This window comes from Streptomyces sp. NPDC037242 (assembly GCF_055604165.1).
Map to the genome: position 1 here is coordinate 1 of NZ_JBVJUY010000008.1, position 24,157 is coordinate 24,157.

At 71.9% G+C, this 24,157-nt stretch carries 25 protein-coding genes; 4 read left to right on the forward strand and 21 right to left on the reverse strand.

Annotated elements, in window-relative coordinates; genetic code table 11:
• Positions 1-184: 184 nt before the first annotated feature.
• Both ACZ7GJ_RS11700 and ACZ7GJ_RS11705 read right to left on the reverse strand, forming a co-directional pair.
• Complete coding sequence (locus tag ACZ7GJ_RS11700; RefSeq protein ID WP_470751074.1) at positions 185-1,075, reverse strand: polysaccharide deacetylase family protein; 891 nt, start codon at positions 1,073-1,075, stop codon at positions 185-187.
• Positions 1,072-1,944, reverse strand: coding sequence for a polysaccharide deacetylase family protein (locus tag ACZ7GJ_RS11705; RefSeq protein ID WP_470751075.1), 873 nt, complete (start codon positions 1,942-1,944; stop codon positions 1,072-1,074). Before ACZ7GJ_RS11705 ends, ACZ7GJ_RS11700 begins: the two co-directional genes overlap by 4 nt.
• A gap of 178 nt (positions 1,945-2,122) precedes the next feature.
• Between ACZ7GJ_RS11705 and ACZ7GJ_RS11710 the strand changes: the two genes are divergently transcribed.
• Complete coding sequence (locus ACZ7GJ_RS11710; RefSeq protein ID WP_470751076.1) at positions 2,123-3,325, forward strand: THUMP-like domain-containing protein; 1,203 nt, start codon at positions 2,123-2,125, stop codon at positions 3,323-3,325.
• Here ACZ7GJ_RS11710 and ACZ7GJ_RS11715 read toward each other — a convergent pair.
• The 5 genes from ACZ7GJ_RS11715 to tsaB all read right to left on the reverse strand — a co-directional run bounded on the left by ACZ7GJ_RS11715 (position 3,315) and on the right by tsaB (position 6,637).
• Positions 3,315-3,941 carry a hypothetical protein gene (locus ACZ7GJ_RS11715; protein ID WP_470751077.1) on the reverse strand — a complete coding sequence of 209 codons (627 nt, stop codon included), beginning with the start codon at positions 3,939-3,941 and terminating at the stop codon, positions 3,315-3,317. The two genes, ACZ7GJ_RS11710 and ACZ7GJ_RS11715, sit on opposite strands and share 11 nt — an antisense overlap.
• A gap of 108 nt (positions 3,942-4,049) precedes the next feature.
• Positions 4,050-4,322, reverse strand: coding sequence for a hypothetical protein (locus ACZ7GJ_RS11720; protein WP_470751078.1), 273 nt, complete (start codon positions 4,320-4,322; stop codon positions 4,050-4,052).
• Positions 4,319-5,458 carry a tRNA (adenosine(37)-N6)-threonylcarbamoyltransferase complex transferase subunit TsaD gene (gene tsaD / locus ACZ7GJ_RS11725; protein ID WP_470751079.1) on the reverse strand — a complete coding sequence of 380 codons (1,140 nt, stop codon included), beginning with the start codon at positions 5,456-5,458 and terminating at the stop codon, positions 4,319-4,321. The genes ACZ7GJ_RS11720 and tsaD overlap by 4 nt, the downstream gene beginning before the upstream one ends.
• Complete coding sequence (gene rimI / locus ACZ7GJ_RS11730; RefSeq protein WP_470751080.1) at positions 5,451-5,963, reverse strand: ribosomal protein S18-alanine N-acetyltransferase; 513 nt, start codon at positions 5,961-5,963, stop codon at positions 5,451-5,453. The genes tsaD and rimI overlap by 8 nt, the downstream gene beginning before the upstream one ends.
• On the reverse strand, positions 5,960-6,637 hold the full coding sequence (tsaB, locus tag ACZ7GJ_RS11735; RefSeq protein WP_470751082.1) for a tRNA (adenosine(37)-N6)-threonylcarbamoyltransferase complex dimerization subunit type 1 TsaB: 678 nt from the start codon (positions 6,635-6,637) through the stop codon (positions 5,960-5,962). The genes rimI and tsaB overlap by 4 nt, the downstream gene beginning before the upstream one ends.
• A gap of 111 nt (positions 6,638-6,748) precedes the next feature.
• Between tsaB and ACZ7GJ_RS11740 the strand changes: the two genes are divergently transcribed.
• Entirely contained in the window at positions 6,749-7,309 is a 561-nt protein-coding gene (locus ACZ7GJ_RS11740) for a hypothetical protein (RefSeq protein ID WP_470751084.1), read from the forward strand.
• 69 nt (positions 7,310-7,378) lie between these two features.
• Here the strand turns inward: ACZ7GJ_RS11740 and ACZ7GJ_RS11745 are convergent, their stop codons facing one another.
• The 8 genes from ACZ7GJ_RS11745 to ACZ7GJ_RS11780 form a co-directional block, all read right to left on the reverse strand.
• Positions 7,379-7,585 carry a hypothetical protein gene (locus ACZ7GJ_RS11745; protein WP_470751085.1) on the reverse strand — a complete coding sequence of 69 codons (207 nt, stop codon included), beginning with the start codon at positions 7,583-7,585 and terminating at the stop codon, positions 7,379-7,381.
• A 123-nt stretch (positions 7,586-7,708) separates the two neighbouring features.
• A complete protein-coding gene (gene tsaE / locus ACZ7GJ_RS11750; RefSeq protein WP_470751086.1) occupies positions 7,709-8,275 on the reverse strand; it encodes a tRNA (adenosine(37)-N6)-threonylcarbamoyltransferase complex ATPase subunit type 1 TsaE in 567 nt (188 codons plus the stop codon).
• Positions 8,214-9,404: an alpha/beta fold hydrolase gene (locus ACZ7GJ_RS11755; protein ID WP_470751087.1), complete on the reverse strand. Its 1,191-nt coding sequence runs from the start codon at positions 9,402-9,404 to the stop codon at positions 8,214-8,216. The genes tsaE and ACZ7GJ_RS11755 overlap by 62 nt, the downstream gene beginning before the upstream one ends.
• Positions 9,405-9,436: 32 nt before the next feature.
• Positions 9,437-10,576, reverse strand: a complete 1,140-nt coding sequence (gene alr / locus ACZ7GJ_RS11760) for an alanine racemase (protein WP_470751088.1) — start codon at positions 10,574-10,576, stop codon at positions 9,437-9,439.
• 110 nt (positions 10,577-10,686) lie between these two features.
• Positions 10,687-12,081 (reverse strand): NAD(P)H-hydrate dehydratase, encoded by a 1,395-nt coding sequence (locus ACZ7GJ_RS11765; RefSeq protein ID WP_470751089.1) that lies wholly within the window; start codon positions 12,079-12,081, stop codon positions 10,687-10,689.
• A gap of 16 nt (positions 12,082-12,097) precedes the next feature.
• Entirely contained in the window at positions 12,098-12,466 is a 369-nt protein-coding gene (locus ACZ7GJ_RS11770) for a holo-ACP synthase (protein ID WP_365919427.1), read from the reverse strand.
• A gap of 31 nt (positions 12,467-12,497) precedes the next feature.
• Entirely contained in the window at positions 12,498-14,348 is a 1,851-nt protein-coding gene (gene glmS, locus ACZ7GJ_RS11775; protein WP_470751090.1) for a glutamine--fructose-6-phosphate transaminase (isomerizing), read from the reverse strand.
• Between the two features lie 115 nt (positions 14,349-14,463).
• Positions 14,464-15,201 (reverse strand): hypothetical protein, encoded by a 738-nt coding sequence (locus ACZ7GJ_RS11780; protein WP_470751091.1) that lies wholly within the window; start codon positions 15,199-15,201, stop codon positions 14,464-14,466.
• 258 nt (positions 15,202-15,459) lie between these two features.
• Here ACZ7GJ_RS11780 and coaA point away from each other — a divergent pair, with 258 nt between their 5' ends.
• Both coaA and ACZ7GJ_RS11790 read left to right on the forward strand, forming a co-directional pair.
• On the forward strand, positions 15,460-16,494 hold the full coding sequence (gene coaA / locus ACZ7GJ_RS11785) for a type I pantothenate kinase (protein WP_470751093.1): 1,035 nt from the start codon (positions 15,460-15,462) through the stop codon (positions 16,492-16,494).
• Between the two features lie 25 nt (positions 16,495-16,519).
• The gene (locus tag ACZ7GJ_RS11790) at positions 16,520-17,488 is read left to right on the forward strand and encodes a DUF389 domain-containing protein (protein WP_470751094.1); all 969 of its coding nucleotides are present in this window, start codon (positions 16,520-16,522) and stop codon (positions 17,486-17,488) included.
• 24 nt (positions 17,489-17,512) lie between these two features.
• Here the strand turns inward: ACZ7GJ_RS11790 and glmM are convergent, their stop codons facing one another.
• The 6 genes from glmM to truA all read right to left on the reverse strand — a co-directional run bounded on the left by glmM (position 17,513) and on the right by truA (position 24,081).
• Entirely contained in the window at positions 17,513-18,871 is a 1,359-nt protein-coding gene (glmM, locus tag ACZ7GJ_RS11795) for a phosphoglucosamine mutase (RefSeq protein WP_470751096.1), read from the reverse strand.
• A gap of 134 nt (positions 18,872-19,005) precedes the next feature.
• Entirely contained in the window at positions 19,006-19,518 is a 513-nt protein-coding gene (rpsI, locus tag ACZ7GJ_RS11800; RefSeq protein WP_470751097.1) for a 30S ribosomal protein S9, read from the reverse strand.
• 42 nt (positions 19,519-19,560) lie between these two features.
• The gene (gene rplM / locus ACZ7GJ_RS11805) at positions 19,561-20,004 is read right to left on the reverse strand and encodes a 50S ribosomal protein L13 (RefSeq protein WP_008739660.1); all 444 of its coding nucleotides are present in this window, start codon (positions 20,002-20,004) and stop codon (positions 19,561-19,563) included.
• A gap of 229 nt (positions 20,005-20,233) precedes the next feature.
• Positions 20,234-21,490: a glycosyltransferase family 87 protein gene (locus tag ACZ7GJ_RS11810; protein WP_470751099.1), complete on the reverse strand. Its 1,257-nt coding sequence runs from the start codon at positions 21,488-21,490 to the stop codon at positions 20,234-20,236.
• Positions 21,491-21,556: 66 nt separating this feature from the next.
• The gene (locus tag ACZ7GJ_RS11815; RefSeq protein ID WP_470751101.1) at positions 21,557-23,176 is read right to left on the reverse strand and encodes an ABC-F family ATP-binding cassette domain-containing protein; all 1,620 of its coding nucleotides are present in this window, start codon (positions 23,174-23,176) and stop codon (positions 21,557-21,559) included.
• A 53-nt stretch (positions 23,177-23,229) separates the two neighbouring features.
• Positions 23,230-24,081: a tRNA pseudouridine(38-40) synthase TruA gene (gene truA / locus ACZ7GJ_RS11820; RefSeq protein WP_470751102.1), complete on the reverse strand. Its 852-nt coding sequence runs from the start codon at positions 24,079-24,081 to the stop codon at positions 23,230-23,232.
• Between the last annotated feature and the right edge of the window lie 76 nt (positions 24,082-24,157).

The window sequence follows — 24,157 nt, forward strand, 5'->3', positions numbered from 1 at the left end:
AAGGCCATCGCGCAGCGACGCGACCGCAGGGAGCGCCCTTGACAGGGCGGACCGACGCGGAGAGACGATGGGACTGACGGGAAACCCCCAAACCCGTCAACGCCCCCGGGCAAGAGCACCCCCGCAAACCCACCCCCGACCCGCCCCCGACCCGCCCCCGACCCACCCCCGTCCCGCCCCACCCCTACAAGTAGTCCTCCAGCCGCCCGATCCGGTATCCCTGCTCCTGGATCCGCTGGAGCATGCGCGTCGTCATCTCCACCTCCGTCGCGCCCTTGAGTTCGGACGGGCCGCGGAAGTGGGCCAGGATGATGTCGCCCGGCTTGAGGGCGGAGCCCTCGGCGTACTGGAAGTTGTTGATCTGCATCGACACGCGCCACAGGACGAGCTGTGAGACGCCGCACTCGGAGGCGGCCTTGAGGGTGTCGTCGTTGTAGTTCCCGTACGGCGGCCGGAACCACGGCGGCTTGGTGCCGAAGCGTTTCTCCAGGCGTTCCTGCTGGCCGCATATCTCCTTCTTCTGCGCCGCGAAGGGCAGGGTCCGGAGGTTCGGGTGCGTCAGGGTGTGGTTGTTTATCGTGCTGCCCGAGCCGTTGTCGCGGAGCTTCTCGAAGTGGCCGTAGTCCGCCGAGGCGATGCTGTCCGTCAGGAACATGCTGATCGGCAGTTTGAGATCGGCCGCCATCTTGAGGAACTCGGGGCTCTTCTCGGCGCCGTCGTCGAAGGTCAGGAAGACTATTTTCTCCCCGCCCGGCATGGGTATTCGGTCCGTCACCGGGACCTTGCCCGGCTTGGCCGGCGGGAGTTGGGGTTTGGCGGCCGGCTTGGGGGCGTACTGGACGGGGGCGGTCAGGCCCCATTTCCGGTACGCCTCGTCACCCGGAGTCGACGCCCCCGTCGACCCCGGCCCCGACCCCGACGGCGAGGCGGAGGCGGACGGCGAGTCCGTCTTCTCCTCCATCGCCTTGCGGCCCAGCCTCTCGATGGGTTCGACGCTGTCCCCGCACCCCGACAGGGACAGCGCGAGCGCGCCGGCCATCAGCGTTCCGGCTACCAACCGGCGCGCGTACCTCACAAGTAGTCCTCCAGGCGAGCCACGGCATACCCCTTGTCCGTGACGGTCTTCATGACATGACGGATCATGTCAGGCATCGTGCCCTTCCAGTCCTCCCGACCCCGGAAGTGCGTGAGGATGATGTCACCGGCGTGCAGATCGCGGTCCCACTCGCGCCAGTCCATGCGGTTCGGGAAGGCCTCCGCGTTCCACAGCGGCACGGCCTTGATGCCGCAGGACTTGGCGGCCCGCAGCGTGTCCTCGTTGTAGTTGCCGTACGGCGGCCGGAACAGCGTCGGCCGCTTGCCGAACTGCTTCTGGATGGTGTCCTGCTGGCCGCAGATCTCCTGGCGCTGCTTCTCGTACGAGAGCGCCGGCATGTACCGGTGGTTGAGGGTGTGGTTGTTCAGGGAGACGCCGGCGGCCTGCATCTCCTTGAAGTACGGGTAGTTGTCCTGCACCAGGTAGTCGCTGAGGAACGCGGTGTAGGGGATCTTCAGCTCCTGCATCATCCGCAGGAACTCGGGGTCCTTCTCCGCGCCGTCGTCGATCGTCAGGAAGACGACCTTGTCCTCGGTCGGCACGGTGGTGAAGACCGGCGGGAGGTTCTCCTGGTCCTCGACCTCGAAGCCCTCGCGCGTGGTGATCTCGGGCTTCTCCTTCGGCGCCGCCGGGGCCATCAGCGGCGGCTTGACCAAGCCCCACTTCTTGGCGGCGACGACCCGCGCCGCCTGGGCGGCCTTCATCTTCTCGGCGTAGCTGCCGAGCGCACCGGCCGCGCCCGCCTCGGCGCCCTTGGCGGCCTTGGCCTTCGCCGCCTTGTCCGGCGCGGACTCCGAGGAGCCGCACGCCGTTCCGAGGGCCGCGACCAGCAGTGCGGCCAGTGCCACCCCGAACCGGCCGCGCGGACCCGCCGCGAACCGGTGACCTTGTTGCGTCTTATGTTCCTTTTGTCCGACTAGCTGCATAGCTGCGCATCCTGGCATCCGACACGCCCCCGTTACGGCCGACACCGCGAACGGAATCCGACCTTCCTCCGAGTGGCGCACAGCAGACGACAATGGAGCCGTGACCCCCGAAGACTTCGCCGCGCTCCTCACCCCCGAGGGCCTCGCCCTCCTCGACTCGCTCCGCGACTACGACCCCGCCCAGGAGCTGGCCGTCGCCACCCGGCTGCGCCGCGAGCACCCCGCCGGGCTGGTGTCCGCCGCGCTCGGCCAGGCCCGCCTGCGACAGCGCGCGGTGGCGAAGTTCGGGCCCGAGGACGCGTTCCGGATGTTCTTCACCCCCGGCGGCGGCGAGATGGCCACCCGCGCGTCCGTGGCCTCGTACCGCGCCGAGCGGCTCGCGGCCCTCGGCGTACGGAGCCTCGCGGACCTGTGCTGCGGCATCGGCGGGGACGCCCTCGCCCTGGCCCGGCTCGGCATCCGGGTGCTGGCGGTGGACCACGACCCGCTGACCGCCGCCGTCGCGCGCGCCAACGCCGAGGCGCTGGGGCTGGCGGACCTGATCGAGGTCCGGGAGGCGGACGTGACGGAGGTCGACGTGTCCTCGTACGACGCCGTCTTCATCGACCCGGCCCGGCGCGGCGGCCGGGGCCGGATCTTCGCCCCCGAGAGCTACTCCCCGCCGCTGTCCTGGGCCGTCGAGACCGCCCGTGGTGCCAAGTACGCCGCCATCAAGATCGCACCCGGGATCCCGCACGAGGCCGTCCCCGCGGAGGCCGAGGCCGAGTGGATCTCCGACCAGGGGGACGTCAAGGAGGCTGTGCTCTGGTTCGGCACCTCCCCGGGCGAGATCCGCGCCACCCTGCTGCCCGGCCCGCGGGCCCTGCACACCGCCGACCCGCTGCCCGACCCGGAGGCCGGGACCGTGGGGCGCTGGCTCTACGAGCCCGACGGCGCCGTCATCCGTGCCCACCTCGTCGCCGAGGTGGCCGAGCAGCTCGACGGCCGGCTGATCGACCCGACCATCGCCTACATCACCGCCGACGAACTGCGCGCGACGCCGTACGCGACGGCGTACGAGATCACCGACGTGCTGCCCTTCGGTCTGAAGAAGCTGAAGGCGCTCCTGCGCGAGCGCGGGGTCGGCATCCTGACCGTGAAGAAGCGCGGCTCCGCCATCGAGCCCGAGGAACTGCGCCGGAAGGTCAAGCCGCAGGGGCCCAACTCCGCGACCGTGTTCCTGACCCGGGTGGCCGGGGCGCCTTCGATGCTGATCGGCTCGCCGGCGCCGGTGTCTGCGCCTGCGCCTGCCCCTACGCCGTAGGGCGGCCGCCGCGGAAGGCGCGCACCGCCCACCGGTAGTGCGCGCCCGCCTTGCCCAGCCCCAGCAGGCCCGTGATCCACAGGATCAGGCCGAGTCCCATGTAGTACGCGACTTCGGCGTACGTCTCCTCGCCCGGCCGCGCCGACACGGCGACCCCGAAGGTCACCCAGAGCCCGAGCACGCCCAGCGCGAAGGAGGCCAGCAGCCAGGCCAGGCTCCGCCCCGGCGCGCGGACCCCGGAGTCGGCGGCCGGATCCCGGCACAACTCGGCCCAGGCGCACAGCAGTTGCCGGACCTGGCGGTCGCGCCGGGCGCCGGAGGCGAGCCAGAACCCGGCCGGGACCAGGACGCCCACGCCGAGCGTGACGAAGACGAGGCCGAGGAGGAAGGAGACCGGGTCCCCCTCCTCGAAGGCCATCAGGCCCATGCCGACGAAGGACCAGCCGAGCGCGAAGACCGCCGACACCGTCCAGAGCAGCAGCAACCGCCCGAGCCCCAGGCTGCGTTGGCCGAGCTCGCGCAGGAACCGGGCCCGGTCGGCCCGTACGGCGGCCTCGTCCATCCAGTCGCGCAGGTGCGCCGGAGGGGGCGGCGGCGGCAGGTCACGGGAAGGCATGAGCATGACCATAGCGGCAGGCGTTCGAGATTCACCTGAAGCCCAGCTCCGGACCCCGGCCCCGGGCTCCGCCCGCCCGACCGCCCGCCGCCCGTGCCACCCGGAGGCTCAGCTCCCGCCGGACTCCACCGACTCGAACCGCCAGCGGTGCACCGCCCGCGTGATCAAGTCGGCCGCGGGCTCCGGGAGTTCGGGAAGGTCCGCCGCCACTCCCTCGGGCGCCTCCCACCACGTGATCACCAGCACCCGGTCCTGCGGGGCCCGGAACACCTCGCGCCGCACCGGCTCCCGGGCGAGCACCTGCGAACGGGCCCACTCCAGCAGCTCGTTGCCCCGGCCCGGTACCGCCCGGGCCTCCCACATCAGCGCGACCGTGCTCATGAGTACAGGTTGTCCTTGCTCAACTCGTGTACGTGGTCGTGGTCGTGGCCGTGACCGTGCGAGTGGCCGTGCGCGTGGCCCGCGGCGTGCGCGGTTCCCGGCACATGCGGATCCGTCACCGGCAGCGAGGAGTCCGCCGACAGGTCCCAGTCCGAGGCCGGCCGGTTCCGCTTGACCATCTCCGCACCCAGCGCCGCGACCATCGCGCCGTTGTCGGTGCACAGCTTCGGCCGCGGCACCCGCAGGATGATCCCCGCGTCGTCGCACCGCTCCTGCGCGAGCGAGCGCAGCCGTGAATTGGCCGCCACACCGCCGCCGATCATCAGGTGGTCGACGCCCTCGTCCTTGCACGCCCGGATCGCCTTGCGCGTGAGCACGTCCACCACGGCCTCCTGGAAGGACGCCGCCACATCGCGCACCGGCACCTCCTCGCCGGCCTTGCGCTTCGCCTCGATCCAGCGGGCGACCGCCGTCTTGAGCCCGGAGAAGGAGAAGTCGTACGCCGCGTCGCGCGGCCCCGTCAGCCCGCGCGGGAAGTTGATCGCCTTCGGGTCGCCCTCGCGCGCGAGCCGGTCGATGACCGGGCCGCCCGGGAAGCCCAGCTGAAGCACCCGCGCGATCTTGTCGAAGGCCTCGCCCGCCGCGTCGTCGATGGTCGCGCCCAGCGGCCGTACGTCGCTCGTGATGTCCGGGGCCAGCAGCAGCGAGGAGTGCCCGCCCGACACCAGCAGCGCCATCGTCGGCTCGGGCAGCGGCCCGTGCTCCAGCTGGTCGACGCAGATGTGCGAGGCCAGGTGGTTGACCCCGTACAGCGGCTTGCCGAGCGCGTAGGCGTACGCCTTGGCCGCCGAGACGCCCACCAGCAGCGCCCCCGCGAGGCCCGGACCCGCGGTGACCGCGATGCCGTCGAGGTCGCGGGCGCTGACCCCGGCCTCCTTCAGGGCGCGCTCGATGGTCGGGACCATCGCCTCCAGGTGCGCGCGGGAGGCCACCTCGGGCACGACGCCGCCGAAGCGCGCGTGCTCGTCCACGCTCGACGCGATGGCGTCCGCGAGCAGGGTCGTACCGCGGACCACGCCCACGCCGGTCTCGTCGCAGGAGGTCTCGATGCCGAGGACGAGGGGTTCGTCAGCCATGGGTCTCACTTCTTACGGTGCTCAGGGAGGTGGCGGGATCGGAAAGGCGCATCACGAGCGCGTCGACGTTGCCGGGCTGGTAGTAGCCGCGCCGGAAGCCGATGGGCTCGAAGCCGAAGCGCTCGTAGAGCTTCTGGGCCCGGGTGTTGTCGACCCGTACCTCCAGCAGCACCTCGGCGCACTCGAACGCGGTGGCCGCGCGCAGCAGGTCGGTCAGCAGCCGGGCGCCGAGCCCGGTGCCCCACTGGTCGCGGGCGGCCGCGATGGTCTGTACGTCGGCCAGGTCACCGGCGGCGGCCAGCCCGGCGTAGCCCACGAGGCGGCCCGTCGGGTCCTCGGCGACGACGTAGCGACGGGTGGCCCTGGGGCCGCGGGCCTGTGCGAGCTCGGACCAGAACATGCCGGCCGACCAGGCGTCCTCGGGGAACAGCTCGTGCTCCAGCTCCAGCACCGGGTCGATGTCCCACCAGCGCATCTCGCGCAGCACCACGGTCGGGGAGGTCACTTGGGGGTGACCACCTTGTAGTTCTTGGGCACCTCGGCGTCGGGCCTGCGCAGGTAGAGCGGGCTCGGAGGCATGCCCGCGGCGTTCTCGAACTCGGCGCCGGCCGCCAGGCGCTGCGCGGCGAGGGCGGCCAGCGCCCCGGCCGACTGGTGCTCGGGGGCCCGCGCGTCCGGGAACACCTCCGGGTAGAGCAGCGCTCCCTGCCCGACGGCGGGCAGGCCGGCGACCCGTTCGGCGATCTCGGCCGGCCGGTCCACCGAGGGCCCGTCGACCCGGGTGCAGGGGTCCTCGTAGCGCGCCCAGTAGACCTCCTTGCGCCGCGCGTCGGTGGCGACGACGAAGGGGCCCTCGACTCCTGCGAGACCCGCGGCGTACGCGAGCCCGTCGAGCGTGCACAGCCCGTGGACGGGCACGCCGAGCACGGCGGCGAAGGTGGAGGCGGTCACGAGGCCGACCCGCAGCCCGGTGTAGGGGCCGGGACCGACGCCGACGACGATCCCGGTGACGGCGTCGAGTTTCAGCCCGGCCTCGGCGAGCACCTTGTCCACGGAGGGCAGCAGGAGCTCCCCGTGGCGGCGGGCGTCGACCTGGTTCGACTCGGCGACGACGGACTCCCCGTCGTGCAGGGCGACGGTGACGGCGGGCGTGGCGGTATCTACGGCAAGCAAGAGCACGCGAACAGCCTACGACTCCGGGGGCGGGCAGCCTTGCGGCCGGTGTCCGGGCGACCCGGCTGCTACCTTCGACGCAGGTGTTCCAGGGGAAGCGCGGAGAGGTGGAGCAAGGTGGCACGCAGTAGCTCGGGAATCGTGGCCGGGCTCACCGCCGCGGCAATCGCCGCCGTCGGCTTCCTCGGCTACCAGGCCTCCGCCACCGCACCCGCGCACCCGCCGAAGGCCGCCGAGCAGAGCCAGGCCCCCGCTCCCAGCCAGGCCCCCGCCAAGCAGGACCCGGCGAAGCCGGTGCCGTTGCCGGCCGGATCGGGCAGCGGGGTGCGCGTCGTGTACTCGGTGGGCCTCAAGCGGGTCTGGCTGGTCAGCGACGCCGCGGGTCAGGAGCCCAAGTCCTTCGCGGTGATGCCGAGCACGGTGCACCCGAAGCCGGGCACCTACGCGGTCGCCTCCCGCTCGGGCGCGGTCACCGGCTCGGACGGGGTGCCGATCGAGCACGTGGTCCGCTTCGCGACCCCGGAGGGCGTCGCGGTCGGCTTCAGCGCCCGGGTGGACGGCCAGTTGCCGGAGCCCGACCCGAACAAGAAGACCGGCGGCATCCGCATGGCGCGTGCGGACGGCGACGCGATGTGGAACTTCGCGACGATCAACTCGAAGGTGGTCGTCGTCCCCTGACGCCCTGACACTTCGGCGCCCTGACACCCCGGGGACCGCTCCGTGCGGACTTCACCCGGACGTGGGACCTCAGGCGGCCTCGGACTCCGAGGCCGCCTCTTGCGCGTCCGGCCCGTCCGACGGGCCCTGCACGCCCGCGAGGTCTTCCGGCTCGTCGAGGTGCCGGCGCGCGGGCGGGGTCGACACCGCGCTCGCGGCGGCGCCCGCGGCGAGCAGCGCCCCCATGGACACGGCGGACGGGCGGGGGTCGCGCTGTACTCCTGCGGCTGCCGACATGGTGTGCCTCCTGGCCCGGGCCGGCCTGTACTTAGGTAGGCCTAACCAGCCCTCGGTACCATGTCACCACGTGCGCCTCTGTCAGCGCAATATGTTGCCGACGAGTTGTCGGTACGTTCGGGGCTACTCCGCCTGCGCGGGGGCCAGGGCCGCCAGGGCGTCCGCTCCGGACCAGCGCGCTCCGACGCCGCGCACCACGACCTCGCGTACGTCGTCCAGGACCTCCTCGTGGCCGACCGCGCGCGCGATCACCACGTGCAGCCGGTCGTCGGACAGCTCCTCGACCTTGCCGTCGCCCCATTCGACGACGACCACGGACTCGGGCAGCGAGACGTCGAGGTCCAGGTCCTCCATCTCGTCCAGGCCGCCGCCCAGCCGGTAAGCGTCCACGTGCACGAGCGCCGGACCGCCGACCAGGGACGGGTGCACCCGGGCGATCACGAAGGTCGGCGAGGTCACGGCCCCGCGGACGCCGAGGCCTTCGCCGAGGCCCCGGGTCAGGGTGGTCTTGCCCGCGCCGAGCTCGCCGGTCAGCAGGACGAGGTCGCCGGGGCGCAGCACCCCGGCGATCCTGCGGCCGAGCTCCTGCATGGCTTCGGGGGAGTCGACGGTGATGTGGGTCTCGGCGTCAGGCCCCTGCGCCTGCTCCGGAGCCGGGCTGGGCTGCGCTTCCCGCGGTACTTCTTCCATGCCCGCCAACGTTAGCCGGTACGGAGACCGCCCCGGTGCGCGCCAGCAGGTCGGTCAGCAGTCCCGTCACGGTGTCGGGGTGCTCCAGCATCATCAGGTGCCCGGCGTTCTCCAGGACGACCAGTTCGGCGGAGGGCAGGGCGTCCTTGATGGCCTGGCTGTGGGCGGCCGGGGTGACCATGTCGTGGTCGGCGGCGATCACGGTGACGGGGATGTCCGCGAACCGCTGGAGCGCGGCCGTCTTGTCGTGGGCCTGGAAGGCCGGGTAGAACTCGGCGACGACGTCGATGGGGGTGGCCTCGATGAGCCGTTCGGCGAACCGGGCGACGCCGGGGTCGACGTCGCGCGAGCGGAACGAGTACATCTTGATCATGCCGGCGAAGAGGTCCGCGGTGGCCCGGCGGCCCTTCTCCACCAGCTCCACCTGCGAGCCGAGCGCCTTGAGCACGCCCGGCAGGAAGCGCCGTACCGCGCCCATCCCGACGGCGGGCAGCCCGTACGTCACTTCGCCGAGGCGGCCGCTGGAGGTGCCGACGAGCGTCACTCCGACCACGCGGTCGCGTACGAGCTCGGGGAACTGCTCGGCGAATCCCATGATGGTCATTCCGCCCATCGAGTGACCGACCAGGATCAGCGGACCCTCGGGGGCGGCGGCGTCGATGACGGCCTTCAGGTCGCGGCCCAGCAGCTCGAAGCTCACCGGTTCGCCGTCGGCCTGGCCGAGGCCGCGGGCGCTGCGGCCGTGGCTGCGCTGGTCCCAGTAGACGGCGCGGACCAGGCCGCGCATGGCCGCCCGCTGGAAGTGCCAGGAGTCCTGGCCGAGGCAGTAGCCGTGGCAGAACACCACGGTCGGCGGGACGGCGGCCTTGCGGAGCAGCCGGCGCCGCTTGCCCTCCTCGGGCAGTTCGTCGACCTCGTAGTACAGCTCGGTGCCGTCCTCGGCCCAAGCGGAGCCCTCGGCCCCGCGCAGGGACCCGTAGTCCCCGGTGGAGTCCAGTGCGAGGCGCGCCTTCATGCGCATGCCCCTTCCGACGGTGATCCGTTCGACCGCGACACCGGCGGCCGCGCCTGCGGCTATCACTCCGATGGCGGCGCCGGCCCAGCCGGCCTTGCGCCAGTTCTCGCTCACGCCGTCCTCACTCAGCCGTCGACTCGGCCATTTCACCCGTTGCGGTACACCCGGGGTACGCGGCTCCCGATACGAGTGACGATCTCATACGCGATCGTGTGTGCCGCTTGAGCCCAGTCCTCGGCGGTGGGCTCGCCGCGCAGGGCGTCGCCGAAGATGACGGCCTCGTCGCCGGCCCGCACGTGGTCGTCGCCGTCGAGGTCGACGACGAACTGGTCCATCGCCACGCGTCCGGCGGCCTGCCGGATCCTGCCGCCGACCAGGACCGGGCCGCTGCCGGAGGCGTGCCGCGGGATGCCGTCGGCGTACCCGGCGGGGATCAGCGCGAGACGGGTGTCGGACTCGGTGACGTAGTGGTGCCCGTAGCTGACGCCGTGCCCGGCGGGAACCTCCTTGACCAGGGCCACGGAGGCCTTCAGGGCCATGGCCGGGCGCAGTCCGAGCTGTTCGGGGGTGCCGAGCTCCGGGGCGGGCGAGACTCCGTAGACGGCCAGCCCGCAGCGCACCAGGTCGAAGTGGCTCTCGGGCAGGGTCAGGGTCGCGGGCGAGTTGGCGATGTGCCGGACCTCGGGCTCGACGCCCTCCTTCTCGGCGTACGCGAGCATGTCGCGGAAGGCGGCGAGCTGGAGCGTGATGGAGGGGTGGCCGGGTTCGTCGGCGCAGGCGAAGTGCGACCAGACTCCGGTGACGTTGACCGTGCCCTCGGCCTGCGCGGCGACGGCGGCGCCGACCAGCTCGGCCCAGTCGGCCGGCTGGCAGCCGTTGCGGCCGAGGCCGGTGTCGGCCTTGAGCTGGATCCTGGCCGTACGGCCCGTCGCGCGCGCGGCGGCCCGTACCTCCTCCAGGGCCCACATCCCGCTGACGGAGACGTCCAGGTCGGCCTCGACGGCCTCCCGCCAGGGCCCGCCGGGGGTCCAAAGCCAGCACATGACGCGCCCCTGGATCCCGGCGGCGCGCAGCGCGAGCGCCTCCTCGGGGGTTGCGGCTCCGAGCCAGGTGGCGCCGGCTTCGAGGGCCGCCCGGGCGCAGGGGACGGCCCCGTGCCCGTAGGCGTCCGCCTTGACGACGGCCATCACTTCGGCCCGGGGCGCCCGCTCGCGCAGTGCGCGTACGTTCCCCCGCACAGCGTCAAGATCGATCTCGGCGTACACGCGCGTCGGTGTCTCGTTCATCCCCCACAGTCTCTCAGAACCCACCGCCGGGCCCTGCGGGGCCGCGCCCCACGTACGGGGCCCGCCGCGCCCGCCGTGCGTCCCCCGCGCGCCCGCGGCCGGCGCCCGCGTCAGCGCGCGACGTCGCGCCACGCGTCCGGGAGGGCCTGCGCGACCTCGTGGGCCAGCAGGGGCGCCCCCGAGGCGCCGCGCCGGGCCGCCAGCCCGTGGAGGTACGCCGCCACCGAGGCGGCATCGGCTCCGGACAGCCCCGCCGCCAGCAGCGAGCCCCCCAGGCCGGACAGCACGTCCCCGCTGCCGGCGGTGGCCAGCCACGGCGTGCCCGTCGGGTTCACCCGCACCGCACCGGTGCCGGAGGCGACCAGCGTGGTCGACCCCTTCAGCAGCACCGTCGCGCCGTAGCGCCCGGCCAGTTCCCGTACGGCGGCCAGCCGCCCCGCCTCCACCGACTCGCGCGGGGCCCCCAGCAGCGCCGCCGCCTCGCCCGCGTGCGGGGTCAGCAGCGTCGGCGCCGCCCGCTCCCGCAGCGCCCCGGCGTCCAGGCCGCGCAGCCCGTCCGCGTCCACCAGTACCGGCACCGGCTCCGCGAGGCACCGCGCGACCTCCCCCGCACGCCCCTCGCCGAGCCCCGGCCCGACCACCCAGGACTGCACCCGCCCGGGCCCGATCAGCACCTCGGGGTAGCGGGCCAGCACCGCGTCGGCCGCCGGTCCCACGTACCGCACCGCACCCGCGCCGCCGCGCAGCGCGCCCGCCACCGCGAGCACCGCGGCCCCCGGGTACTGCGCCGACCCGGCGACGACCCCGACCACGCCCCGCCGGTACTTGTCGCTCGACGCCGTCGGCACCGGCAGCAGCCGCGCCACGTCGGCGTGCTGCAGGGCCTGCGCGTCGGGCGCGCCGAGGGTCAACCCGATGTCCACCAGCCGCAGCGCCCCGGCCCGCGACGCCCCGGGGTCGATCAGGAGTCCCGGCTTGTACGCCCCGAAGGTCACCGTGACGTCGGCCCGTACGGCCGCCCCCGACACTTCCCCGGTGTCCGCGTCCACCCCGCTCGGCAGGTCCACGGCGACCACGAGCGCGCCCGGGGGGATCTGCTCCACCAGCGCGGCCGCCGCCGGCCGCAGCCCGCCCCGGCCGCCGATCCCGACGAGCCCGTCCATCACCAGGTCCACCCTGCCGCCCGGCACCCGCTCCGCCAGTCGGCCCCCGGCGGCCCGCAGCGCCGCCAGCCCGCCGGCGTGCACGCGCTCGGGGTCCATCGCCACCGCGGTCACCCCGGCCCCGCGCCGCGCCAGGCGCGCACCGGCGTGGAGTGCGTCGCCGCCGTTGTCCCCGGGGCCGACCAGCAGCACCACCCGCGCCCCGTAGACCCGCGTCAGCAGCCCCGCGCAGACGGCGGCCAGCCCGGCCGCGGCCCGTTGCATCAGTGCCCCGTCCGGCAGCCGCCGCATCAACTCCCGCTCGGCGGCCCGGACCTTCTCCACGCTGTAAGCAGTACGCATGCCACCACCCTGCCCGCTACCCCTCCGCGATCACCACCGCGGAGGCGACCCCGGCGTCGTGGCTCAGCGACACGTGCCAGGACTTCACGCCCAGCTCCGCGGCGCGCGCCTCGACCGTGCCGGAGACCCGCAGGCGCGGCTGCCCGGTCTCCTCCAGGTACACCTCGGCGTCGGTCCACAGCATCCCGCCGGGCGCGCCGAGCGCCTTGGCCAGGGCCTCCTTGGCCGCGAACCGCGCGGCGAGCGAGGCGACTCCGCGCCGCTCGCCGCTGGGCAGCGTCAACTCGGCATCGACGAACAGCCGCCGTGCGAGGTTCGGCGTGCGCTCCAGCGCACCGGCGAACCGATCGATCTCGGCAACATCGATACCCACACCAATGATCACGACCACAAACCCGCTTCGCTCAGTCCACCGCTCACTCCACGGTGACGGACTTTGCGAGGTTACGCGGCTGGTCCACCTCGTTGCCCCGCGCCGTCGCCAGCTCGCAGGCGAACACCTGCAACGGCACCGTCGCCACCAGCGGCTGCAGCAGCGTCGGTGTCACCGGGATGCGGATCAGGTGGTCGGCGTACGGGACGACGGCCTCGTCGCCCTCCTCGGCGATGACGATCGTGCGGGCCCCGCGCGCGCGGATCTCCTGGATGTTCGACACGATCTTGTCGTGCAGCACCGACCGCCCGCGCGGCGACGGCACGACCACCACCACCGGCAGGTCCTTCTCGATCAGGGCGATCGGCCCGTGCTTGAGCTCGCCCGCCGCGAAGCCCTCGGCATGCATGTACGCGAGCTCCTTGAGCTTGAGCGCGCCCTCCAGCGCCACCGGGTAGCCCACGTGCCGCCCCAGGAACAGCACGGTGTCCTTGTCGGCGAGGGAGCGCGCCAGCTCCCGGACCGGCTCCATGGTCTCCAGTACGGTGTCCACCGCCGCGGCGATGTCCGACAGCTCCCGGATCACGGCCCGGATCTCGTCGCCCCACTTCGTACCCCGTACCTGCCCGAGGTAGAGGGCGACCAGATAGCAGGCCACCAGCTGCGTCAGGAACGCCTTGGTGGAGGCGACGGCGACCTCCGGACCGGCGTGGGTGTACAGCACCGCATCCGATTCGCGCGGGATCGTCGAGCCGTTCGTATTGCAGATGGCCAGCACCTTCGCACCCTGCTCGCGCGCGTGCCGCAGCGCCATCAGGGTGTCCATGGTCTCGCCGGACTGCGAGATCGCGACGACCAGCGTGCGCTGGTCCAGGATCGGGTCGCGGTAGCGGAACTCGCTCGCCAGCTCCGTCTCGCAGGGGATGCGGGTCCAGTGCTCGATGGCCAGCTTCGCGATCATGCCCGCGTGGTACGCCGTACCGCACGCCACGATCACGACCTTGTCGACCTCCCTGAGCACCGAGGCGGGGATGCGCACCTCGTCCAGGGTCAGCGAGCCGCTCGCGTCGATCCGGCCCAGGAGGGTGTCGGCGACGGCCTTCGGCTGCTCGGCGATCTCCTTGAGCATGAAGTAGTCGTATCCCCCCTTCTCGGCGGCCGAGGCGTCCCAGTCCACGTGGTACGCCCGCACCGACGCGGCCGAACCGTCGAAGTTGGTCACCGTGACACCGTCGCGGCGGAGCTCGACGACCTGGTCCTGCCCCAGCTCGATCGCGGACCGGGTGTGCGCGATGAAGGCGGCCACGTCCGAGGCGAGGAAGTTCTCGCCTTCTCCTACGCCCACCACCAGGGGCGAGTTGCGGCGCGCGCCGACGACCACGTCGGGCTGGTCGGCGTGCGCCGCGACCAGTGTGAACGCCCCGTCCAGGCGTCGGCACACCCGCCGCATGGCTTCCGCGAGGTCCCCGTCCGAGGACGTGAAGTGCTCGGCCAGCAGGTGCGCCACGACCTCGGTGTCCGTCTCGGACTCCAGCCGGTGCCCGCGCTCGGCCAGTTCGGCGCGCAGCGCGGCGAAGTTCTCGATGATGCCGTTGTGCACGACGGCCACGCGCCCCGAATTGTCGAGGTGGGGGTGCGCGTTGGCGTCGGTGGGCCCGCCGTGCGTCGCCCACCGGGTGTGCCCGAGCCCCGTGGAGCCCGCGGGCATCGGGTGCCCGACCAGCTCCTTCTCCAGGTTGACCAGCTTGCCGGCCTTCTTGACGGTGGCGAGCTTCCCGTCGGCGAGCACGGCGACGCCTGCCGAGTCGTAGCCGCGGTACTCCAGCCGCTTGAGTCCGGCGATGACCACATCGAGCGCCGACTGCGCTCCCACGTAACCCACAATTCCGCACATAGGCCGCAGCGTACGCCGTAGTTGGGCTCCTGCCCCGTACCCGAACAAGACGAAACCCCGCTCCGGCGAATGCGCCGGAGCGGGGTTGACGTTCGTCGGGGAAAGCTCGGAAAGCTCAGCCGAGCTTCTTCAGCTGCGCGTCGATGTAGCCCTGCGGCAGGTCGGTCTTGCCGCTGAAGCTGATCGCGTGGAAGATCACGAGGTTGTTGCCCTTGCGGATCGCGACCATCTGGCTGTTCATGCTCTCGCCCTCGGACTCGCTGTTGATCGTCCACGCCGCCGAGTCGTCGCCGCCCGTCACGGTGCTGGGCGCGATCGACGTGACCTTGGTCTTGTCGGCCTTCACGGTCGTGTTGAACCCGCCGGCGCAGGCCGTGCCGGCCGCCTTCAGCGAGGCCAGTGCCTCCTCGGCGCCCTTGCCGTCGTAGGAGGCGAGCTCGACGGAGGTCATGGTGATGCTCATCGGGTTGGTCGCGTCGGTGGGGGCGCCGGTGCCGATGCGCTCCGTGGTGGTGACGACCTTGCCCACCGGGGCCAGTCCGCCGGCCTCGGCGATCGGCTGGCACTCCGGCTTGTCCGAGCTGATCTCGGAGACCTTGGCCACGTCGTCGGCGCCGGCCTTCGTGATCTTGGTCTTCGCGACGTCGCCGTCGACCAGGCTGAGCTTCTCCAGCTCGGCGGCGCCGAGCGCCTTGGCCTCGGGAGTGGGCGAGGGCGAGGGCGCAGGCGCGCTCGCGGACGGCTTGGCATCCGCCTTGGTGTCGGTCTTCTCGGAGCCGCACGCGGTGGCCAGCAGGGCCAGGGACGCCACGGAGGCGGTCAGGACGGCACGACGGACAAGGGCGGTACGCAACGTAGATCTCCCACGGAACAGGGCAGCGGCAGGGCAGCCCGAACACCGCCCCGTCCCGCGGGGCACACGTCTGAACTGCGGTGATGAGCACTGTACGGCCGCGTCGGCCGTTCTCCAGCGGTTCTGAGGGGCAGCCACCGATTGTGACCATGGCGAGACCCCCACTGCCCCGAATCGAGACCGGCTCCCCGCCGCGGCCCCTGCCCACGTGACCGACCACACCACCCACAACCGGCCCCGACCCCCGACAATGGCCGTGTGATCACTTCGCCGCCACGAAGCACGCCGGACAGCGCAACGGAGCGCACCGACCGGGCCGCGCGTCCTGCCCACCGCCGGGCCGACGCCTCCCCGTACGTCGACCTCACCCGCGCCGAGTGGAGCGCCCTGCGCGAGCGCACGCCCCTGCCGCTGACCGCCGACGAGGTCGAGCGGCTGCGCGGCCTCGGCGACGTCATCGACCTCGACGAGGTCCGCGACGTCTACCTGCCGCTCTCGCGCCTCCTCAACCTCTACGTCGGCGCCACCAGCAACCTCCGGGGCACCCTCAACACCTTCCTCGGCGACGCCGGCAACGGCCACGGCGCCCAGCAGGGCACCCCCTTCGTCATAGGGGTCGCCGGCTCCGTCGCCGTCGGCAAGTCGACCGTGGCCCGTCTGCTCCAGGCCCTCCTCGCCCGCTGGCCCGAGCACCCCCGCGTGGAGCTGGTCACCACCGACGGCTTCCTCTACCCGATGAAGGAGCTCCAGCGTCGCGGGCTCACCTCCCGCAAGGGCTTCCCGGAGTCCTACGACCGCCGCGCGCTCACCCGGTTCGTCGCCGACATCAAGGCGGGCAAGGACGAGGTCACCGCGCCCGTCTACTCGCACCTGATCTACGACATCGTCCCGGGCGAGCAGCTCGTCGTACGCCGCCCGGACATCCTGATCGTCGAGGGCCTCAACGTCCTGCAGCCCGCCATGCCCGGCAAGGACGGCCGTACCCGCGTCGGGCTCGCCGACTACTTCGACTTCAGCGTGTACGTGGACGCGCGCCCCGAGGACATCGAGCGCTGGTACCTCAACCGGTTCCGGAAGCTGCGCGAGACGGCGTTCCAGAACCCCTTCTCCTACTTCCGCAAGTACACCCAGGTCTCCGAGGAGGAGGCCCTGGAGTACGCGCAGACGATGTGGCGGACCATCAACAAGCCCAACCTCCTGGAGAACGTGGCCCCCACCCGCGGCCGCGCCACGCTCGTCGTCCGCAAGGGCCCGGACCACAAGGTGCAGAAGCTGAGCCTGCGCAAGCTCTAGGGCGCGCAAGCTCTAGGGTGCGGGCATGCTGCATCTGCGGATCATCACCCCGCACCACCTCACGGACCAGGTGGTGTCGCTGATCGACCAGACGGTCGGAACCACCCACCTGGTCGTACTGCCCGGCGTCGCCCGCAATCCCGAGGGCGACGTCGTGCTGTGCGACGTGGCCCGCGAGGCGGCGGACGAGCTGCTGCAGGAGCTGCGGTCCCTCGGCATCGACAAGAGCGGGTCGATCGCGGTCGAGAACATCGACCTCTCCATCTCCAAGCGCGCCGACGAGGCGGAGGAGGAGGCCCCGGGCGAGGCCGCCGACGCGGTCATCTGGGAGCAGCTCGCCGAGTCGACCCACGAGGAGTCGACCCTCACGATCACCTACAGCGCCTTCCTGATCATCGCGACGATGATCGCGGCCTGCGGTGTGGCCCTGGACAACGCGATCCTGATCGTGGGCGCCATGGCGGTCGGCCCGGAGTTCGGCCCGCTCGCCGGCATCTGTACGGGCCTGGTGCAGCGCGAGCCGCGGCTCGCCGCGCGCTCTCTGGTCGCCCTGCTGGTCGGGTTCGCCGCGGCCATCGTGGCGACGACCGTGTTCAGCCTGGTGATGGACGCGATCGGCCAGTTCCAGCCGGGGATGCTCGACAAGCCCCGGCCGAACACCAGCTTCATCTGGCAGCCGGACCCGTTCTCGTTCGTCGTGGCGGTGCTCGCCGGCATGGCGGGCATGCTGTCGCTGACGTCGGCGAAGTCGGGCGCGCTGGTCGGCGTGGCGATCTCCGTGACGACCGTCCCGGCGGCCGCCAACGCCGCCATCGCCCTCAGTTACGGCGAGTTCGGCCAGATGTGGGGCTCGGCCGAGCAGTTGCTGCTCAACCTGTTCGGCATCATCATCGCCGGGACGCTCACCCTCGTCGCCTGGAAACTGCTGTGGCGCACCCAGCAGAGCCGGATGATCCGGAAGCCGGGCGCGCCACGGGGCGGTACCAACGGGTAGGGCCGGCGGGGCCCGGGGGACGACCTAGCCGAGGGCCGATTTCACGACGTCCGCGAGCCGCCCGGCCACCGCGCGGGCCTGCTCGATGTCGGCGGCCTCGACCATCACCCGAACGAGCGGCTCCGTACCGGACGGACGGAGCAGCACCCGGCCGGTGGTGCCGAGCTCGCGCTCCGCGTCGGCGACCGCCGCGGCCAGCTCGCCCGAGGTCGCGACCCGGGACTTGTCGACGTCGGGGACGTTGATCAGCACCTGCGGCAGCCGCCGCATGACCCCGGCCAGCTCCGCCAGCGACTTGCCGGTCGCCGCGACCCGCGCCGCCAGCAGCAGGCCGGTCAGCGTGCCGTCACCGGTGGTCGCGTGGTCGAGGATGATCACGTGGCCGGACTGCTCGCCGCCCAGCGCGTAGCCGTTCTCCTTCATCGACTCCAGCACGTAGCGGTCGCCGACCCCGGTCTGCACGACCTGGATGCCCTCGGCCTCCATGGCCAGCTTGAAGCCCAGGTTCGACATCACGGTGCCGACCACGGTGTTCTCGCGCAGCTGCCCGGCCTCGCGCATGGCCAGGGCCAGCACCGCGAGGATCTGGTCGCCGTCGACCTCGGCGCCGGTGGCGTCCACGGCCAGGCAGCGGTCGGCGTCGCCGTCGTGCGCGATGCCGAAGTCGGCGCCGTGCTCGACCACGGCCGACTTGAGCAGCCCGAGGTGGGTGGAGCCGCAGCCGTCGTTGATGTTGAGGCCGTCCGGCTCCGCGCCGATCGTGACGATCTCGGCGCCGGCCCGGGCGAAGGCCTCGGGCGAGACGTACGCGGCGGCGCCGTGCGCCTCGTCCAGGACGACCTTGAGGCCTTCGAGGCGGTTGGGGAGGACCCCGATGAGGTGGGCGACGTACCGCTCGAAGCCCTCGGTGTAGTCGGAGACGCGGCCTACGCCCGATCCGGTGGGCCGGTCCCAGGGAGCTCCGGTGCGGTGCTCCTCGTAGACGGACTCGATCCGGTCCTCCAGCTCGTCGGCGAGCTTGTGGCCGCCGCGCGCGAAGAACTTGATGCCGTTGTCGGGCATGGCGTTGTGGCTGGCCGAGAGCATCACGCCGAGGTCGGCGCCCAGCGCACCGGTGAGATACGCCACCGCCGGGGTGGGCAGCACACCGACGCGCAGGACGTCCACGCCCGCGCTCGCGAGGCCCGCGACGACCGCGGCCTCCAGGAACTCGCCGGAGGCCCGGGGATCTCGGCCGACCACGGCGGTCGCGCGGTGGCCCGCGAAGGTTCCCGCCTCGGCCAGTACGTGTGCGGCCGCCACGGAGAGGCCGAGCGCGAGCTCAGCCGTCAGATCCGCGTTGGCGACGCCTCGTACACCGTCCGTCCCGAAGAGTCGTCCCACTGTTGTCCTCCCGAGTTCACGCTTCGCTTGTGACCGCTTGTGACAGTAATTTGCCGCTTGTGGCGGTAAACGAACCGCCCCGACAGCACGGAGAGTGCTGCCGGGGCGGTTTGTTGCAGAACAGCAGGCGCAGATTAACGCTTGCTGTACTGCGGAGCCTTACGGGCCTTCTTGAGACCGGCCTTCTTGCGCTCGACCGCACGGTCGTCGCGGGAAAGGAAGCCGGCCTTCTTCAGCGCCGGGCGGTTGTTGTCCACGTCCGCCTCGTTCAGCGCACGGGCCACACCGAGGCGCAGGGCGCCGGCCTGGCCGGAGACGCCGCCACCCGAGATGCGGGCGATGACGTCGTAACGGCCGTCAAGCTCCAGGAGCTTGAAGGGCTCGTTGACTTCCTGCTGGTGCACCTTGTTGGGGAAGTAGTCCTCAAGGGTGCGACCGTTGATCTTCCACTTGCCGGTGCCCGGAACGATCCGGACGCGGGCGATGGCGTTCTTGCGACGGCCCAGGCCGGCGGCCGGCTGGGGGTCGCCGAAGCGACCGGCAAGGGACTCGGAGGTGTAGTCACCCTCGACTACGGACTCGCTGGTGTACTCCTCGACGTTGCCCTCGAACTCTTCGACGGTCGTCTCGGCGGTGGTCTCGGCCACGATGCTCCTCAGAATTTTCTACGTCTTAGGGGGTGGCCGGAACTACTGCGCGACCTGGGTGATCTCGAACGGCACCGGCTGCTGGGCAGCGTGGGGGTGCTGGTCGCCCGAGTAGACCTTCAGCTTCGAGAGCATCTGACGGCCCAGGGTGTTCTTGGGGAGCATGCCCTTGATGGCCTTCTCGACGGCCTTCTCCGGGTTGTTCGCCAGGAGGTCGTCGTAACGCACGGAGCGGAGACCACCCGGGTAGCCGGAGTGGCGGTACGCCATCTTCTGGGACGCCTTGTTGCCGGACAGGTGAACCTTGTCGGCGTTGACGATGATGACGAAGTCGCCCATGTCCATGTGGGGGGCGTAGGTCGGCTTGTGCTTACCCCGCAGGAGGGCAGCGGCCTGGGTCGCCAGACGGCCGAGGACAACGTCCTGGGCGTCGATGACGAGCCACTGGCGCGAGATGTCGCCGGGCTTGGGGCTGAACGTACGCACGCGTATGCCTTCGCTTCTTCAGTGGTGGTATCCCATAGGGCACAAGCCCAGCGGGAAGGTCCTGACAGGGTCACCACGGACGATCACGACAGCCCTCATACACGGGGACGCAACCCGTGTGAACTGCTGGTCATCGGTCCGGTGGACCGGCGCAAGGCCCTTTCACGTGAGAATGAGAAAGCCAATACGCATAACAAACCAGCAGGATACCCAAGCAGACCCATACGGGTCAAAACGCGGTCCGCGATGCCGGTTCTACTGGCTTCGTGGCGCACTCCGGTTCGGTCCTGGGTGGGGACCCCGCAGTTGTTACCGGGTCCAGAGTAACCCGACCTGAGCGCAGTGCACGACGCGCCAGCACAATCGTGAGCCCGCACAGGGTGGCGCAGTCCTTGAAGGCCCGCCGCTTCTGGGCCAGCTCCGAGGGCCACGGGACCAGGGCCATCTGGGGCGTCAGGGCCAGCCAGAACCAGGGCGAGCGCGGCATCGAGCCCGCCCGCACCCCCGACGCCAGCAGCAGCGGAAGCACCACCAGCAGGTAGTGGTCGAAGGACGGCCGCGACACCAGGAATGCGGCGAGCATCACCATGCAGGCCGTCTCCACGAGCCTCAGCTCGCCCCCGTCGGTGTCCTCGTCCGTACGCCGCCACCGCCGCCAGGCCCCCCACAGCGCGACCGAGGCCCCGCCGAAGGCGAGCAGCACCGCCGGCAGCCCGGCCATCCCCAGCCGGGGCAGCACCGCGATCGGCGAGGCGTCCCAGGGCAGGGCGTAGTCGTCCTGCCCCTGGAGCAGGAAGGGCAGCGTCTTGGTGAAGAACAGCGTCGGGCTCGGCATCAGCAGCGCCCCGGCCAGCGACAGCCCCACGGGCACCAGCACCGTCGCGGCCAGCCCCCGCCACTGCCGCGCCAGCAGGAACAGCAGTGCGATCGGCACCAGCATCGGCTTGCAGGCGATGGCCAGCCCCACCACCAGCCCGGCCACCCCCCACTGCCGCCGGTGCGCCAGCAGCAGGGCCACCGGCAGCGCGGCCGCCGAGATGGCCGTCCAGTTCCCGATCAGCACGAGGTTCAGGTACGGCTTGTAGAGCAGGGCGAACAGCGCGAGGCCGCCGACCGCGAAGCGCGAGCACACCGGCACCGAGAACAGCTTCAGCGCGGCCCACCAGCCGGTGCCCACGAGCCCGGTCATCCCCAGCGGAAGCAGCCACCGCAGCAGGGTCCGCGGCAGCAGCGCCTCCGGGATCGCCATGATCACGGCGCTGGGCAGGTAGAGGAAGCGCTTGTCGTCGTACGGCGAGACGCCCGCCAGCAGCGCGTCCGCGGCCTTCACGACGAAGGCGTTGTCCGAGCCCCAGTTCGCCCGCAGGCTCACGGAGACGGCGATGGAGACCAGGATCGTCAGGGACACCGCCCGCCACACCCGCGACGCCGGCCGCAGCAGCCACTCCACCAGCCGGTCCCCGCGGGACCGGCCGTCCCACCTCATGAGCCAGATACTCGGCCGCAGCCCCACGACGCCTCCCCCTCGGCATGCTCGCCGGGGCGGTCTCCCCTAGCGCTTGCGCTCGACCCTACGTTCGTCCCAGACGGGTTCCTGAGTCTCCCGCACAACACCGTCCGAACCGAAGACCAGGTAACGGTCAAAAGTGCGCGCGAACCAGCGGTCGTGCGTGACGCACAGCACAGTGCCCTCGTACGCCTCCAGCCCGTCCTGCAGCGCCTCCGCCGATTCCAGGTCCAGGTTGTCCGTCGGCTCGTCCAGCAGCAGCGCCGTGGTCCCTGCCAGTTCCAGCAGCAGGATCTGGAATCGCGCCTGCTGGCCGCCCGACAGCCTCTCGAAGGGCTGGTCGCCCTGTCGCTCCAGCTCGTAGCGGCGCAGCGCGCCCATCGCCGCGCCGAGCGGCTTCGCGGCCTCCGTCCACAGGATGTCGACGAGGGTGCGCCCGAACAGCTCCGGGTGGGCGTGGGTCTGCGCGAAATGGCCGGGAACCACCCGGGCGCCCAGCTTCCACGTGCCGGTGTGCTTGACGTCCTCGCCCGCCAGCATCCGCAGGAAATGCGACTTGCCGGAGCCGTTCGAGCCGAGGACCGCGACCCGCTCCCCGTAGAAGACCTCCAGCGAGAAGGGCTTCATCAGGCCCGTGAGCTCCAGGTTCTCCACGGTCAGCGCGCGCACTCCGGTACGGCCGCCCTTGAGCCGCATCCGGATGTCCTGCTCCCGCGGCGGCTCCGGCGGCGGGCCGGCCTCCTCGAACTTCTGGAAGCGGGTCTGCATCGCCTTGTACCGCGAGGCCATGTCGGGGCTGCTCGCGGCCTGGCCGCGCAGCCGCAGCACCAGGGCCTTCAGCCGGGCGTGCTCCTCGTCCCAGCGCCGCTTGAGCTCCTCGAAGCGCGCGAAGCGCTCCTTGCGGGCGTCGTGGTAGGTGTCGAAGCCCGCGCCGTGCACCCAGACGTCGGAGCCCGTCGGGCTCGCTTCCAGGCTGATGATCTTCTCGGCCGCCTGGGTCAGCAGCTCCCGGTCGTGCGAGACGAAGAGCACCGTCTTGCGCGTCGCCTTCAGCTGGTCCTCCAGCCACCGCTTGCCCGGGACGTCCAGGTAGTTGTCCGGCTCGTCGAGCAGCAGCACCTCGTCCGGCCCGCGCAGCAGCGCCTCCAGCACGAGCCGCTTCTGCTCACCGCCCGACAGCGTGCGCACCTCGCGGAACTGCGCGCTGTCGTACGGGATGGCCAGCGCGGCCATCGTGCACACGTCCCACAGGGTCTCCGCCTCGTAGCCCTGTACGTCGGCCCAGTCGCTGAGCGCCTGCGCGTACGCCATCTGCGCGGCCTCGTCGTCCACCGTCAGGATCAGCTGCTCGGCCGCGTCCACGGCCTTCGCGGCCGCCCGGATCCGCGGCTGCGCGACCGAGACCAGCAGGTCCCGTACGGTCGTCTCGTCCCGGACCGAGCCCACGAACTGCGACATCACGCCGAGCCCGCCGCTGACCGTGACCGCGCCGCCGTGCGGCTGGAGCTCGCCGGAGATCATCTTGAGCAGGGTGGTCTTGCCGGCCCCGTTCGCCCCGACCAGGGCGACGACCGACCCCTCCCCCACGCGGAAGGAGACGTCGGGGAGCAGGACCCGCCCGTCGGGAAGGTAGTACTCCAGGTGGCTGGCTTCGAGATGTCCCATGCGGGGCATTGTCCAGGCCCGGCGGCGATACGCCCAAACCGGTTTCCCGGAGGTCAGCAGCAGCCGGCTCCGGGCAGGGTGCGCATGTTGCGCGCCTCCTTGCTGCGGGCGGCCAGCAGCTCGTCGGCCGGGTAGCCGACCTCCTCCAGGGTCAGCCCGTGCGGCTTGACCACGTGCACCGAGGAATCCCGTACGCCCGCGGCCAGCACCTTCCCGGGCCAGTCGGTCGGCCGGTGGCCGTCCCCGACGTGCAGCAGGGCCCCGACGAGCGAGCGGACCATGTTGTGGCAGAAGGCGTCGGCGCGGACGGTCGCGGTGATGATCCCGTCCTCGGCGCGCTCCCAGCTGAGCTGCTGGAGCGTACGGATGGTCGTGGCGCCCTCGCGCTTCTTGCAGTACGCGGCGAAGTCGTGCTCCCCCACGAGTGCGGCGGCGGCCTCGTTCATGGCGTCCACGTCCAGCGGCCACTGGTGCCAGAGAACGTGCCCGCGGCGCAGCGGATCCACGCCGGCCTGGTGGTCGCCGACGCGGTAGGCGTAGCGGCGCCAGATCGCGGAGAACCGCGCGTTGAAGCCCTCGGGGGCCTCGGCGGCCTTCCACACCCGTACGTCGTGCGGCAGCCTGCCCGCGAGCCGGCGCAGCAGCTTGTCTTGGTGCTCGGCCCAGACCTCCTCGGCCAGGTCGAACTGTGCGACCTGCCCGCGCGCGTGCACACCGGCGTCGGTGCGCCCGGCGACGGTCAGCTCGACGGGGTCCGGCAGCCGCATCACGGTCTGCAGGGCCGACTCCAGCTCCCCCTGCACGGTCCGCAGCACGCGCTGCTTGGCCCAGCCGGAGAAGTCCTTGCCGTCGTAGCTCAGGTCCAGCCGCACCCGGACGTGCCCGGGCTCCACCTCGTCACTCACGTGACAGATCCTCTCAGCTGCGTCTTGCGGACGAACGGCAAACGGGCCCGCCCCGGAAGGGGGCGGGCCCGTTCAG

Excerpts from the sequence above, each read along its gene's own strand:
- ACZ7GJ_RS11715 (WP_470751077.1), bottom strand. The coding sequence starts at position 3,941 with ATGCCTTCCCGTGACCTGCCGCCGCCGCCCCCTCCGGCGCACCTGCGC.
- ACZ7GJ_RS11720 (WP_470751078.1), bottom strand. The coding sequence starts at position 4,322 with ATGAGCACGGTCGCGCTGATGTGGGAGGCCCGGGCGGTACCGGGCCGG.
- tsaD (WP_470751079.1), bottom strand. The coding sequence starts at position 5,458 with ATGGCTGACGAACCCCTCGTCCTCGGCATCGAGACCTCCTGCGACGAG.
- ACZ7GJ_RS11745 (WP_470751085.1), bottom strand. The coding sequence starts at position 7,585 with ATGTCGGCAGCCGCAGGAGTACAGCGCGACCCCCGCCCGTCCGCCGTG.
- tsaE (WP_470751086.1), bottom strand. The coding sequence starts at position 8,275 with ATGGAAGAAGTACCGCGGGAAGCGCAGCCCAGCCCGGCTCCGGAGCAG.
- alr (WP_470751088.1), bottom strand. The coding sequence starts at position 10,576 with ATGAACGAGACACCGACGCGCGTGTACGCCGAGATCGATCTTGACGCT.
- ACZ7GJ_RS11765 (WP_470751089.1), bottom strand. The coding sequence starts at position 12,081 with ATGCGTACTGCTTACAGCGTGGAGAAGGTCCGGGCCGCCGAGCGGGAG.
- glmS (WP_470751090.1), bottom strand. The coding sequence starts at position 14,348 with ATGTGCGGAATTGTGGGTTACGTGGGAGCGCAGTCGGCGCTCGATGTG.
- ACZ7GJ_RS11790 (WP_470751094.1), top strand. The coding sequence starts at position 16,520 with ATGCTGCATCTGCGGATCATCACCCCGCACCACCTCACGGACCAGGTG.
- ACZ7GJ_RS11810 (WP_470751099.1), bottom strand. The coding sequence starts at position 21,490 with ATGAGGTGGGACGGCCGGTCCCGCGGGGACCGGCTGGTGGAGTGGCTG.
- ACZ7GJ_RS11815 (WP_470751101.1), bottom strand. The coding sequence starts at position 23,176 with ATGGGACATCTCGAAGCCAGCCACCTGGAGTACTACCTTCCCGACGGG.